General features: G+C 59.0%; 11 protein-coding genes. 3 read left to right on the forward strand and 8 right to left on the reverse strand.

Annotated elements, in window-relative coordinates:
• The first annotated feature begins 466 nt into the window (after nucleotides 1–466).
• On the forward strand, nucleotides 467–1,630 hold the full coding sequence (locus tag TRP66_RS21870; RefSeq protein WP_333407122.1) for a type III PLP-dependent enzyme: 1,164 nt from the start codon (nucleotides 467–469) through the stop codon (nucleotides 1,628–1,630).
• A gap of 49 nt (nucleotides 1,631–1,679) precedes the next feature.
• On the opposite strand, the gene TRP66_RS21875 is transcribed toward TRP66_RS21870, so the two are convergent.
• Entirely contained in the window at nucleotides 1,680–2,678 is a 999-nt protein-coding gene (locus TRP66_RS21875; RefSeq protein ID WP_333407124.1) for an alpha-xenorhabdolysin family binary toxin subunit B, read from the reverse strand.
• Between the two features lie 41 nt (nucleotides 2,679–2,719).
• Complete coding sequence (locus TRP66_RS21880) at nucleotides 2,720–3,910, reverse strand: alpha-xenorhabdolysin family binary toxin subunit A (RefSeq protein ID WP_333407126.1); 1,191 nt, start codon at nucleotides 3,908–3,910, stop codon at nucleotides 2,720–2,722.
• Nucleotides 3,911–4,229: 319 nt separating this feature from the next.
• On the opposite strand from TRP66_RS21880, the gene TRP66_RS21885 reads away from it, so the two are divergent.
• Both TRP66_RS21885 and TRP66_RS21890 read left to right on the forward strand, forming a co-directional pair.
• Nucleotides 4,230–5,417, forward strand: a complete 1,188-nt coding sequence (locus TRP66_RS21885; RefSeq protein WP_333407127.1) for an alpha-xenorhabdolysin family binary toxin subunit A — start codon at nucleotides 4,230–4,232, stop codon at nucleotides 5,415–5,417.
• Complete coding sequence (locus TRP66_RS21890; protein WP_333407129.1) at nucleotides 5,414–6,109, forward strand: hypothetical protein; 696 nt, start codon at nucleotides 5,414–5,416, stop codon at nucleotides 6,107–6,109. The genes TRP66_RS21885 and TRP66_RS21890 overlap by 4 nt, the downstream gene beginning before the upstream one ends.
• 65 nt (nucleotides 6,110–6,174) lie before the next feature.
• Here TRP66_RS21890 and TRP66_RS21895 read toward each other — a convergent pair whose 3' ends face one another.
• From TRP66_RS21895 to TRP66_RS21920, 6 genes are all read right to left on the reverse strand, one after another.
• Nucleotides 6,175–7,149, reverse strand: coding sequence for a peptide ABC transporter ATP-binding protein (locus TRP66_RS21895; RefSeq protein WP_333407131.1), 975 nt, complete (start codon nucleotides 7,147–7,149; stop codon nucleotides 6,175–6,177).
• Nucleotides 7,149–8,117, reverse strand: a complete 969-nt coding sequence (locus TRP66_RS21900; protein ID WP_333407133.1) for an ABC transporter ATP-binding protein — start codon at nucleotides 8,115–8,117, stop codon at nucleotides 7,149–7,151. The genes TRP66_RS21895 and TRP66_RS21900 overlap by 1 nt, the downstream gene beginning before the upstream one ends.
• A 10-nt stretch (nucleotides 8,118–8,127) precedes the next feature.
• A complete protein-coding gene (locus TRP66_RS21905; RefSeq protein ID WP_333407135.1) occupies nucleotides 8,128–9,039 on the reverse strand; it encodes an ABC transporter permease subunit in 912 nt (303 codons plus the stop codon).
• Nucleotides 9,040–9,049: 10 nt separating this feature from the next.
• The gene (locus TRP66_RS21910; protein ID WP_333407137.1) at nucleotides 9,050–10,060 is read right to left on the reverse strand and encodes an ABC transporter permease subunit; all 1,011 of its coding nucleotides are present in this window, start codon (nucleotides 10,058–10,060) and stop codon (nucleotides 9,050–9,052) included.
• 71 nt (nucleotides 10,061–10,131) lie between these two features.
• The gene (locus TRP66_RS21915; protein WP_333407139.1) at nucleotides 10,132–11,727 is read right to left on the reverse strand and encodes an ABC transporter substrate-binding protein; all 1,596 of its coding nucleotides are present in this window, start codon (nucleotides 11,725–11,727) and stop codon (nucleotides 10,132–10,134) included.
• A gap of 62 nt (nucleotides 11,728–11,789) precedes the next feature.
• A complete protein-coding gene (locus TRP66_RS21920) occupies nucleotides 11,790–13,166 on the reverse strand; it encodes an OprD family porin (protein WP_333407141.1) in 1,377 nt (458 codons plus the stop codon).
• Between the last annotated feature and the right edge of the window lie 155 nt (nucleotides 13,167–13,321).

Consider the following 13,321-nt stretch of genomic DNA (forward strand, 5'->3'; position numbering starts at 1 on the left):
TCCAGGGTAGTGCGCGGTCCGCACCTGTCGGAACTGCTAGTTCACAGCGTTGGTCGGTAGCCGGGACGGAACGCTGCCAGACGATGGATCAGCCTGTAGGGCCGACAGGCCATTACCACGCTTCAAGGAACATCAGCCTGTCACGCAGGTCGGTTAATCAAGTGGGTGCGAAGGACCGCCGGATCGACGTATATAAAAACGCGACATTTTTTGTTGATCTTGAACCCCTCAGGTCCTACAGTTCGCGCCGAACGTCCAAGCTGGAAACGATCCATCCGGCTCAAGTACTGACGACGAGACAGCAAGGCCAAGGAGGCGAGCCTCCGTGGCCTTTTTGCTTTCGGCGACATGCCTTGGGAAGTAGGCGAACCAAAGTGGGGATACGGAGGACGTTCACAGGGCGAGTCATCGATGACAGGCCCGAGCACCCATTTATCCATCTGTCTGCCTCATGGAGTCCCCGAGCATGCCGATCAAGGTCGAAGACTACTACTCCAGCGAAACCTTCAAGAAGATGAAGGCGTTCGCCGACAAGCAAGAAACACCGTTCGTGGTGATCGATACCGAGATCATCAGCAAGGCCTACGATGACCTGCGCGCAGGTTTCGAATTTGCCAAGGTGTATTACGCGGTCAAGGCCAACCCGGCGGTCGAGATCATCGAACTGCTCAAGAACAAGGGGTCGAGCTTCGACATCGCCTCCATCTATGAGCTGGACAAGGTCATGGGTTGCGGCGTCGGCCCCGAGCGCATCAGCTACGGCAACACGATCAAGAAGTCCAAGGACATTCGCTACTTCTACGAGAAGGGCGTGCGCCTGTACGCAACCGACTCCGAAGCCGACCTGCGCAACATTGCCAAGGCCGCGCCGGGTTCGAAGGTCTACGTGCGGATCCTCACCGAAGGCTCGACCACGGCCGACTGGCCTCTGTCGCGCAAGTTCGGCTGCCAGACCGACATGGCGATGGACCTGCTGATCCTGGCTCGCGACCTGGGCCTGGTGCCGTATGGCATCTCGTTCCACGTAGGTTCGCAGCAGCGCGATATCAGCGTCTGGGACGCGGCCATCGCCAAGGTCAAGGTGATCTTCGAGCGTCTGCGCGAAGAAGACGGCATCGAACTCAAGCTGATCAACATGGGCGGCGGCTTCCCGGCCAACTACATCACCCGTACCAACAGCCTGGAAACCTACGCCGAGGAAATCATCCGCTTCCTCAAGGAAGACTTCGGTGACGACCTGCCGGAAATCATTCTGGAGCCGGGCCGTTCGCTGATTTCCAACGCCGGCATCCTGGTCAGCGAAGTGGTACTGGTCGCGCGCAAATCGCGTACCGCCGTTGAGCGCTGGGTGTATACCGACGTGGGCAAGTTCTCCGGCCTGATCGAAACCATGGACGAAGCCATCAAGTTCCCGATCTGGACTGAAAAGAAGGGCGAAATGGAAGAAGTGGTGATCGCCGGGCCGACCTGCGACAGCGCCGACATCATGTACGAGAACTACAAATACGGCCTGCCGCTCAACTTGGCCATCGGCGACCGTTTGTACTGGTTGTCTACGGGCGCTTACACCACCAGCTACAGCGCTGTGGAATTCAACGGATTCCCGCCGCTGAAAGCCTTCTACCTGTAAGGCCAGCGCTATCGAAAAGCCCGCGAGTGATCGCGGGTTTTTTGTTCGATTATTTCCAATTCCTCTTGAGGTCCAGCAGCCAGCTGGACAAGGCATTTGCCTGTGTCACGAAGACGCGGGCAAGTTCGTCGACGGGCTCATCCGAGCGCTGGCGCAATGTCAGGAACGTATTCAGAGCATCAGCCACTTTGCGCACTTCCTGTTCGTAGCGCTGCTTGAGTGCTTCGACACCTTCGATGTTACGCAACTCACGAGTACGCGCGTTCAGAGTGCTCAGTTGTGTTCTGTACTGGGTTATCTGCTCCTGCTGTTGGATCAGCAATTCATGAGCGCGGGCCTGCGCATCGACCAGATCTTCGTAGCGGACGGCTTCCGCGGCGATCTGCAGAATGTTCTTGACCCCGACCACGCCGGCCTGAAGCACCATCAGGTTGGCGCTACTCGGTTTGACTTTCAGCAGGTCTTTGAGAATGGGTGTCCACCGGTCCAGAACAGTCAGCTCTTCGTAAACCCGCATTGCATCATTGATTTTCTGTTTGTCCGCCTGTAACTCGACGCGTCGCGCCGTGAGCCTGTCAAGAATCTCTTGCTGCCTGGCTCTCTGGGTTTCGTGCTCGGAGATAAAGTGCGCGGCGTCCTCCATCGTCCACTCGGTCAGGTTGTCGAGCAGGATACTCAAGGTGCCAGCCCGGTTATTCAGGATGTTCAAACGGTAATCAATCAGCTCTTTGAGTTCGTTCTGATAGCGGGCCACCTTTGCACTGGTGCTCGGCGCAGAAGCGAGACCAGCAGCGGCCTGCATCTCTCCCAGCAACTCGCTGATCGTCTGTGTCCGCAAACTTACGGGAACAGCGGTCAATAGTTCTAAAACATAATCTTCGACGGCGTGGATCTGTTTTTTAAGAGCGGTCAGTCCCACTGCCAGTGGCTGGAGATACAATGTCTCGCCCAGCGAAAGTTTTCGCTCCAGCTCTGTTCGGGTGGTGTGGATGACTTTGATGTCGGGTGTCGTGTAGCGAGGTAGCGCGCTCAAGTAACTTATGCTCATGTTAAGGCTCCAGGACGAAATTCAGGGCGTCCGTAAAATAGTCAGGGAAGAATGAGGTTATGTTGAGCAAGGCTGGTCATGAGCTTTTTGGCTTTCTCACTGACCGCTTCCCAATGCTTCAACATGCCGGAAATTCTGCTTTTGAATATAAAAAGTCTGGTAGTCGTTGTCGTGTCTTTCAGGCGCTCCACCGAGTCGACTATATGTTGATACAAGGTGATCCAGGTCTGCTCGATATTTGCGGCTCCGTTGAGTGCCTCATTAGTCAGCAGCTCAAGGTTTTCCAGGTCGGTTTCAAGGCCGAGCAGCGCGCCGATACCCTTGTTCAGGTTGGATAGTTGGGCATCCAGTGCTTTCTTGTCTTCGATAAGCGCGGTGAATTCAGCTTTCACCTCACTTGCTTTGATGCCGTAGATAGTACCGCTGATAATCAAGCCAATCGGTCCCCACCAGGCACCTACCCAGATGTAATCGGTGTAGGTGTCGTAGGTTTTCCTGCGTTCCTGAATGCGCTGGTCGAGAAGATCGACGCGTTCTTGAAGCTGGAGCAGCAAGTCACCGCTTTCGTTGCTTACAACCCGCTGTCGCATCAGATAAACGTCATCTTTTATGCTGCGCAGGCCCTTTCGAAAAGACGTGAGAAGGTTCCTGACTCGAGCCGCTGTTTTCCTGTGGGATTCAACGGTAGTGAGCAACTCCCCGGTCAGCTCGATCAGCGACGGCAGCTGGCCGTGGACGAGCCCTGTCTCCAGGGCCGAGACATCGCCTACGCTGTTCTCTTCAGCGCTTGCGCCGCGCATCAGGGGGTGCGCAAAGATATCCGCACTCAGCGATTTCAGCTCGGTATGGAAAGTGATAAATGTTGCCGCGGCCGCCTGCATGTGAGTTTCAGCAGTCTCCCAGAATTGTGCGGTGTTATGGATCTCGCCGTACAGGTTTTTAAAGTCGCGTGGTTCCAGCCCTTTGATAAAGCCATCAGAGTAGCCCAGATAGGAAATGACCTCGGACTCGGTGTACGGAAGCGAATCGGCATGTCGAACAAATGTCCTTATTTTCTCTAAGTCCGGATCAGTCAGAAACAAGCCTGGCTCTCTGACAATGTCGGGATGAGAGCCTTCTGCCATCTCGATAAGACCATTGATTGCTTGATCGATCTGTTCATCCGTGACGTGGGCGAGGTCAACAGTGTTTTCGGGTATATGTTGGACAGCAACAGCCTCGGAGCTGATCATGATAACGCTTCCTCTATAGGTGTCGGCAGTGCCGAAATGTCTCTGCCTTTTGGTGGTGAGGAAGTTATCAGCGCGTGCAAGGTAGTGTCAGCGATCTATTTCCCGGAGTTATGTAGGAATTCGACAGATTGAGTGGGTGGAAGTGTGACGCTGAGTTGTCTTGCCCAGTTGGCGAAGGCGCGGGTGTTAACATGTTATTTTTTTTAATTTATGGGAAATTCCTACAGCGTTTATCTACGGAAGCGGCTGTGCATGGCGATTTACAAGTATTAGTCTCTAGGCATTGCCGCAAGGCTATTCGATCTCAAGGTACTTAACTGTGTCTTTAAACAAGGAAGGTCATATGCAAGAAAACGAAGGAGCAATCGTCGAGCGTTTGAACAGTGTCGCCACTCAGTATGTAAAGGCCCTGGTCGGCCACGGCAGTGAAGATGGGCAGGAGTCGCGCCTCATCGTGTCGGCAAACGACATCCGTGCGGTCCGGCGGTACGTGAACTGGGCGCTGGAGCTACCCTCGGGTCTGGAGCAGACTCGTCAGTTGCTGGGTTATGAGCAAGCGGATAGCCCGGGACTTGAACCGGCTGACATCCAGAGCCTCTATCAGACGGTCAAGGACCATGCGCGAACCTGGTCTGCACTGGAAGTCGGTATCAAGAACGCTGGAACCGACCTGGTGTATTTCTCGGATGCCCTGAAGAGCAGCGGCGAAGCGCTGGTTACCTTTGTGGAGGGACTTGAAGGCTACCGTAGTGCCGTCGGAACAGTAGGCGACCTGCCCCCCGGGGGCATTGCCGAAATGCCTGTAGTCGACTTGACCGATCGGGATAGAAATCGCATTGCGACCCTGCAGGCACTGGTACAGGACCTGTGCATTGTCATCGCCGATTGCAGCCGCAACACATCGACGGTGAATGCCGATTTATCCGCTTTCAAAAGGGAACTCAAGAGCCGCATAAGTCCGTCCCTGGGGTTGAAGATGACCCTGATCCGTCGCAGCAACAAAAACGCAAGACTGGCCGAGCTGAATGCCGAGCTGGAGACCCTGGACCGGGAAATTGAAGCCAGGAGCGACAGCTTTCAGGATTTTCTTGAACAGCAATGGGCGCTGGCGTCTTTTGCCCAGGCGCTGTTCGTGCCCGACTCCCCGTTTCCGCATATGACGGGCCTGGAATCGCTGCTGCATCGCAAGCGGGCGCTGGTGAAGGAGATTCGTCAGCACAGTGCGTTGCTGGCGTCACTGGCCCAGTTGCACACGCTCTTTCAGGACTTGCGGGTGAGGGTAGACGCGGCGGTCATGGGCGCCTCCAATCTGGAAAGCCTGTGGATACTCATACAAACCTATATCGATGGTTCGGCAAAACGCTTGCAGAACGTGGATGACGCGACTTTCCTTGTGGTATTCGTCGCACGGCTGAAGACAATGATCGCTGCCTGGGGCGAGGTAAAACATTACTCCCGGAATCTTCTTGTCGCCTTCGATTGCGCCGTTCTGGAGGCACGTCCATGAATACGCATGCGATCGGTAGGCCGGTGTTCCCACAGCCGGATTTCGCGGCCATTCGTCGTCATCGACAGGCAATAAGGAGCAGCGTCGATTCGTCGGACGAAGGTCGGTTGCGCGCGCAGCAGCTCGCGATTCTCAGTGCGATGGACCGTGCCGACGTAAAGACGCTCGAATTTCTCGATAAAGTTCGCACGACTTTCCAGGCATTCGATATGCGTACCTATACGAAGGCACTACGGCAGCTGGATCATGGTGCGCGCACGCCTGAGCAGAATCTCGCGTTCCTGCGGTATCAGCAGGAGGCTGTCGCCGAGATGTACGGGCTGGTGGAATCGGTTCGCAGTTCTCTTGGGTTTCTGGACGAGGCGCTGTCCGCGCTGAAAAGCGCAGTATTGGTGGATGTCGGGGAACAGATGAAGCGCACCCGCCTGCTGCTTGAAGATCCGCTTCTGGACCCGCCGCGCAGACGTGAGCTCGGCTTTCTGCTGGAGGACCTGCAAGGGGCGATGAACATGGCCGGAGCGCGGAGCGATTACCTGGAGGAAGTCGAACGGATGCTGGTCCCGGTACGCTTTTTCTGCCAGATCGTATTCGATACGGGGGAGGACGCCGTTCAGGTCGCCAGCGGGTTTCAGCAGCGGGTCGACGAGCTTGGTGACTATATGTGGACGGTTCGCCAAGCGTGGCTGGACTGAGGATGGATTGGGAATGCGAAAAAACGACGCGGTGCCGGGGCACCGCGCGTTGGTTGTCGCTCAGGTCAGGCCGGTACGAACTGCTCTGCGTAGTGGCAGGCCACGTGGCGATTGTCCACGAGCCGCAGCTCCGGAACGTCCGTGACACAGCGTTCGGTTGCGTACGGGCAGCGCTTGTGGAACGGGCAACCGCTCGGCGGGTTCAGGGGGTTTGGCAACTCGCCAACGATCTTGATCTTGGGCTTCGACGGGTCGGGATGGATCGTCGGAGTCGCTGACAGCAGCGCCTGGGTGTACGGATGCAGCGGACGCTCGTAAATCTGCTCCTTGGGACCCATTTCCGCCGGCCGGCCCAGATACATGACCAGTACCGTATCGGCGACATGGCGCACCACCGACAGGTTGTGCGAGATGAACACATAGGCGGTGTTGAACTGCTGCTGAAGATCCATGAACAGGTTCAGCACCTGGGCCTGGATCGACACGTCGAGGGCCGAGGTCGGCTCGTCGGCGACCAGCACCTTGGGTTGCAGCATCATCGCCCGGGCCAGCGCGATACGCTGGCGCTGCCCGCCGGAGAACATGTGCGGGTAGCGCTGGTAATGCTCGGGGCGCAGACCTACCTGGCTCATCATGGCCTGGACCTTCTCGCGGCGCTCGGCGCGGCTTAGGTCGGTGTTGATCAGCAAGGGTTCGCCTAGCTGGTCGCCGATTTTCTGCCGAGGATTGAGCGAGGCATAAGGGCTCTGAAAGACCATCTGCACGTCGCGGCGCAATTGCTTGCGTTGCGCCTTGGTGGCACCGGCGACCTCATGGCCGGCGATCTTCAGCGAACCCGAAGAGGGTTCTTCGATCAAGGTCAACGCCCGGGCCAGGGTGGATTTGCCGCAGCCCGATTCACCCACCACGGCCAGGGTCTTGCCGGCTTCGAGTTCGAAGGACACGCCGTTCAGGGCTCGCACCGTGGCGTGGCCCTTGAACAGGCCGCGGGAGACTTCGTAGTGACGGGTAAGGTCGCGGGCGGTAAGTACGACGCTCATCACGCCACCTCCTGGTTCAAGGGATAGAAGCAACGCGCAAGGCTCTGCGCCTTGGGGTCGAGGCCGGGCCGCTCGGTGCGGCAGTTGTCACGCACATAGGGGCAGCGCGGCGAGAGCAGGCAGCCCTGCGGCCGGTCATAGCGACCGGGGACCATGCCCGGCAAGGTGGCGAGACGCTCGGCACCCATGCTGTGCTCGGGAATCGCCGCCAGCAGCGCTTCGCTGTACGGGTGCGCGGGAATGTCGAACAGTTGCGGTACATGCCCGACCTCCACGGCCTGGCCCGCGTACATCACGCAGACCCGCTGCGCGGTTTCGGCAACCACCGCCAGATCGTGAGTGATGAGCACCAGCGCCATGTCCTGCTCTTTTTGCAGGCTGAGCAGCAGATCCATGATCTGTGCCTGGATGGTCACGTCGAGGGCTGTGGTCGGTTCGTCGGCGATCAGCAGCTTGGGCTCGCCGGCAATTGCCATGGCAATGGCGACGCGCTGGCTCATACCGCCGGAAAGCTGATGCGGGTAGGCGTTCAGACGCGCGGCGGCGCCCGGAATCTCTACCTTCTCCAGAAGCTCCAGGGCGCGCTGGCGAGCGGCTTTGCCGGACATGCCCAGGTGCTGGCGCAAGACTTCTTCGATCTGATAACCCACGGTGTAGCTGGGGTTCAGCGCGGTCATCGGGTCCTGAAAGACCATCGCCAGATCCTTGCCGATGATACGGCGCCGCTGGCGCGCGCTGACCTTGAGCAGATCGGTGCCATCGAAGGTCAGGGAGTCGGCGGTGATGATGCCCGGCGAGTCGATCAGGCCCATCAGCGCCATCATGGTCACCGATTTGCCCGAACCCGACTCGCCGACGATAGCCAGCACTTCGCCTCTGTCGACGCGCAGCGAGAGACCGTCCACCACAGGAACGGCCTTGGCGTCGCCGAAGCGAACGCTGAGATTCTTGATTTCCAGAAGTGACATGCGAATCTCCTCAGATGGCGTTCTTGAGTTTCGGGTCCAGCGCATCGCGCAGGCCGTCGCCCATCAGGTTGATAGCCAGCACGCTGAGCAAAATGGTCAGACCCGGCAGGCTTACTACCCACCAAGCGCGCTCGATATAGTCGCGGGCCGAGGCCAGCATGGTGCCCCACTCGGGCGTCGGCGGTTGCACGCCCAGGCCCAGGAAGCCCAGCGCCGCGGCGTCGAGGATCGCCGACGAGAAGCTCAAAGTGGCCTGAACGATCAACGGCGCCATGCAGTTGGGCAACACGGTGATGAACATCAGTCGCGGCAAGGTGGCGCCGGCCAGTCGGGCGGCGGTCACGTAATCGCGGTTGAGTTCGCCCATCACGGCGGCGCGGGTCAGGCGCACGTAGGACGGCAGCGAGACGATGGCGATCGCGATCACGGTGTTGATCAGGCCTGGGCCGAGGATCGCCACGATGGCCACGGCCAGCAGCAGCGAGGGCAGGGCGAGCATGATGTCCATCAGGCGCATGACCGACGGGCCGAGCAGGCGCGGGAAGAAGCCGGCCAGCAGGCCCAGCAGAATGCCGGGTATCAGCGACATGACCACCGACGATAACCCGATCAGCAAGGACAGGCGCGAGCCGTGAATCAGGCGCGACAGCAGGTCGCGACCCAGCTCGTCGGTGCCGAGGATGAATTGCCATTGACCGCCTTCCAGCCAGACCGGCGGGGTCAGCAGGAAGTCGCGGTATTGCTCGCTGGGTTCATGGGGCGCGACCCAGGGCGCGAACACCGCGCAGAACACGATCAGCGCCATGAACATCAGGCCGGCGACCGCGCCTTTGTTCTTGGCGAAGGCTTGCCAGAATTCCTTGTACGGAGAAGGGTAGAGCAGGCTTTGATCGACTGCTGTGACAGGAGTAGGTGTGCTCATATCGATGATCTCAGCGCTGATGGCGAATGCGTGGGTTGGCAAAGCCGTAGAGGATGTCCACCACGAAGTTGACCAGGATGACCAGGCAGGCGATCAGCAGGATGCCGTTCTGTACGACGGGATAGTCACGGGCGCCGATGGCTTCGATCAGCCATTTGCCGATGCCCGGCCAGGAAAAGATGGTTTCGGTCAGGACCGCACCGGCCAGCAGTGTGCCGACCTGCAGGCCGAACACGGTCAATACTGGAATCAGCGCGTTGCGCAGACCGTGGACGAACACCACCCGGGCCGGCGACAGGCCTTTGGCGCGCGCGGTGCGCACATAGTCTTCCCGCAGCACTTCGAGCATCGAGGAGCGCGTCATTCGGGCGATGACCGCCAGCGGAATGGTGCCGAGCACGATGGCCGGCAGGATCAGGTGATGCAGCGCATCGAGAAAAGCGCCTTCTTCATCGCTGAGCAGGGTGTCGATCAGCATGAAGCCGGTGACCGGCTGGATGTCGTAGAGCAGATCGATTCGCCCGGATACCGGGGTCCAGCCCAGGCTCACCGAGAAGAACATGATCAGGATCAGACCCCACCAGAAAATCGGCATCGAATACCCGGCCAGCGATATGCCCATCACGCCATGATCGAACAACGACCCGCGCTTGAGCGCTGCGATCACCCCGGCCAGCAGACCGACGATGCCGGCGAAGATCAAGGCCGCCAGGGACAGTTCGAGGGTCGCCGGGAACAGCGAGGTGAACTCGTTCCAGACGCTTTCGCGGGTGCGCAGCGATTCGCCGAGGTCGCCCTGGGCGAGCTTGCCGACGTAATCGATGTACTGGGCGTACAACGGCTTGTTCAGACCGAGACGCTCCATGGCCTGGGCGTGCATTTCCGGATCGACCCGGCGTTCGCCCATCATGACCTCGACAGGGTCGCCCGGAATCAGGCGAATCAAGGCGAAGGTCAGCAAGGTGATGCCGAAGAAGGTGGGGATCAGTAACCCCACCCGGCGGGCAATAAAACTAAACATCGGGTTGTGTACCTCATCAGCCGGTCAGGCATACCGCCCTTGTCCTTGTGGGACGCGGGCGGTGGTTGGTTCTACTTCACCCCGGTCGAGGTGAAATTGTTATTGGTCAGCGGGCTGATATGAAAGCCCTCGACATTCTTGCGCATTGCCACGAACAGTTTCGGATAAGCGAGACTGATCCACGGTTGTTCCTGATTGAACACAACTTGGGCCTGCTTATAAAGCGAAGCGCGCTCGGCGGAATCGGTTGTCTGGCGAGCCCTTGTAATCGCATCTTCGAACGCTTTATTGCACCAACGTGCGTAATTTTCTCCATTCTTCGCGGCGTCGCAGCTCAGGTTGGGCGTCAGGAAGTTGTCCGGATCGCCGTTGTCACCCGCCCAGCCGGCGAAGACCAGATCATGCTCGCCTTTCTTTGCACGCTTGAGCATTTCCGCCCATTCCATGATCCGCACATCGAGCTTGATGCCGACCTTGGCGAGGTCCGCTTGCAGCATCTGCGCGCCGACCAGCGGGTTGGGGTTGGTCACCGCGCCGCCATTGCGGGCAAACAGGGTGAAGACCTGTCCCTGCGGCACGCCGGCTTCCTTGAGCAGCGCGCGGGCTTTCTCCGGATCGTAGGCCGGGCTAGGACTCTCGTGGTCGTAGCCAAGCATGGTCGGTGGATAAGGGCCTACGCCGGCGGTGGCTTTGCCCTCACCAAACAGCGCCTTGAGGTAGGACTGCTTGTCGAAGGCCAGATTGATCGCCTGGCGCACCCGCGCATCGTCCAGATACTTGTGTGATGTATTGATGGCGACGTAGCTGGTCATCATCGCTTCCATCTCGTCCACTTTCAGGCTGGGGTCGGCCTTGATATTGGCGATATCGTCAGGCTTGGGATATAGCGCAACCTGGCATTCGTTCGCCTTGAGCTTCTGTAGCCGGGTGTTGTTGTCCAGGGTAATGGCGAGGATCAGCGCCTCGCTTGGAACCGCGCCCTTCCAGTAGTCCGGGTTGGCTTTATAGCGGACCTGCGCATCCTTGGCATAGCGGGTCAGGATGAACGGGCCGGTGCCGATGGGTTTGCTGTTCAGGTCCGCGGTTTTCCCGGACTTGAGCAACTGGTCGGCATATTCGGCGGAGTAGATCGAGGTGAACGGCATCGCCAGGTCACGCAGGAAGGGCGACTCGGATCGGGTCAGGGTGAATTTCACCGTCAGGTCGTCGATTTTCTCGACGCTCTTGAGCAGCTCCTTGAAACCCATGCTTTCGAAATACGGGTAGCCGACCAGCGACAGCGCGTGCCAGGGGTGCTGGGGGTCCAGCTGGCGCTGGAAACTCCAGACCACGTCGTCGGCGTTCAGGTCGCGGCCGGGCTTGAAGTAATCGGTCGTCTGGAATTTCACCCCAGGCCGCAGCCTGAAGGTGTAGGTCAGGCCGTCCGGGCTGATGTCCCAGCTTTGCGCCAGCCCCGGCACCGTGTCGGTGGTGCCGGGCGCGAAGGCGACCAGCCGTTCGAGAATGGTTTCCGCCGAGGCGTCGGCCGTGACGGCTGTCGTGTATTGCACGATATCGAAGCCTTCGGGACTGGCCTCAGTGCACACCACCAAGGGGCGGGCCGAGACTGTCGCGGCGGCGCTCAACAGCGCCACGGCAATCGAGGCGCGCAGTACGAGCTTTTTCAAAGGAAACCTCCTTGCATTGCCTGCGGTGGAGTCCGGGCCGGATCACGGCCCGGATTCACTGCTTACAGGATATTGAACGGAATGGTCGTCACCACCCGCAGTTCGTTCAGATTGCCGTCGGCCTGGAACTCGCTTGCCCGGTGCGTCGTGTAGGTAGCGCGGATCGCCGTGGCCTTGAGCGGCCCGGACTGGACAGCGTAGGAAGTGCCGATCCCGTATTCGTAATGAGTCTCGCCGTCCATGTTGCGCACGTCATAGGCGCTGCCTTTGTAGTGGGTACCGTCGATACCCCAGCCACGTGCCTGGTAGATGTTGAACTTCAGGCCAGGCACACCGTATTCGGCCATGTTCAGCACGTAACCTATCTGCAACGACTTTTCGTTCGGTCCGTTGAAGTCTGAAAGCAGGGAGTTGGCCAGGAAGATCGCGTTGGTTTCATGGGCATAGTCGAAGTACTCGTCCCCGGCCACTTCCTGATAAGCGATGCTCAGGCTGTGCGCCTTGTGCGTGCCGGTGAACGACAGGCTGTAGGTATCGTTGTCGATTGGCCCCAGCTTGCTCTGGCCGGCATCCTTGGTCTTGTAGTAGTTCAGGTTGGTGCTCAGGCTCAACGCATCGCTGTTGCCGATCTCATGAGTAAAGCCGAAGTAGTACTGCTTCCAGAAGTCTTCCAGATTGGAGGCGTAGAGGCTGGCGGTCAGGTTATCGAAGGGCTTGTAGTCGCCGCCGAGCATGTCCAGCCGGTCGGCCGTGGCGTCGGAGCTGGCGTATTCGGAACGGAACCGCGACAGGCTCTGCTCGGTACGAGGAGAAACGCGGTCGAAGCTGCCCGCTTGCAGCGACAGATTGTTGAATTCGTCGCTCTGCAGGGCGAAACCCTGGAAGCTCGACGGCAGCGCGCGGTTGCCAATGAAGGCGATGACCGGTGTGTTCACCGACTGGCGGCCCATGGTCAGAGTAGTGTTGGACACCCGCGCCTTGACGTTGGCCAGACCCATCTTGCTCCATTGTCCAACTGCGTCACCGTCGTTTTCGGTCAGGGTACGGTTGGCGCCACCGGCCAGGTCCTTGCGATCACGGTCCAGCGCGATTGCGTTGTACAGCGCAAGCTCGGTCGCGAAGCCGACCGTGCCCTGGGTGAACCCCGAACTGTAATTGACGATGGTGCCCTGAACCCAGTTGATCCGCCGCGGAGTCGATGTCGCCACGCCGTCCTTCTGGTAGCTGAACCTGTCGTCGCGACGGCGAAGTTCGTTGGAGTACCAGTTGCGGGTGGTGCCTGTCACATGCTGGTCTTCGAAGAATCCTTGTGCGTCAGCCTGCAGGCTGGTGGTGCTCAATTGCGTAGGTACAAAACTGTGGCTGCCCTCATCTGCAATCGCCATAGCTCCAAACGATGAAAGGGATAACGCCAGTAACGCAGTACCAGTGGTTTTCACGATCAACAGCTCCTGTTTACTTCTTTATAAAACGCCAGTTTTTTTTGATCTGGCTTGGGTGCTACAGAGCCGGCCGGCCCTGTATGAAACGGCTCCGAACGGGCAAACGACGCCTGCCGCTGCCCCTGAAAGGGCAGCGGGCAGTGCGCTGATTG

The organism is Pseudomonas sp. JDS28PS106 (assembly GCF_036706555.1).
In the GTDB taxonomy this organism is placed as follows: Bacteria; Pseudomonadota; Gammaproteobacteria; order Pseudomonadales; family Pseudomonadaceae; genus Aquipseudomonas.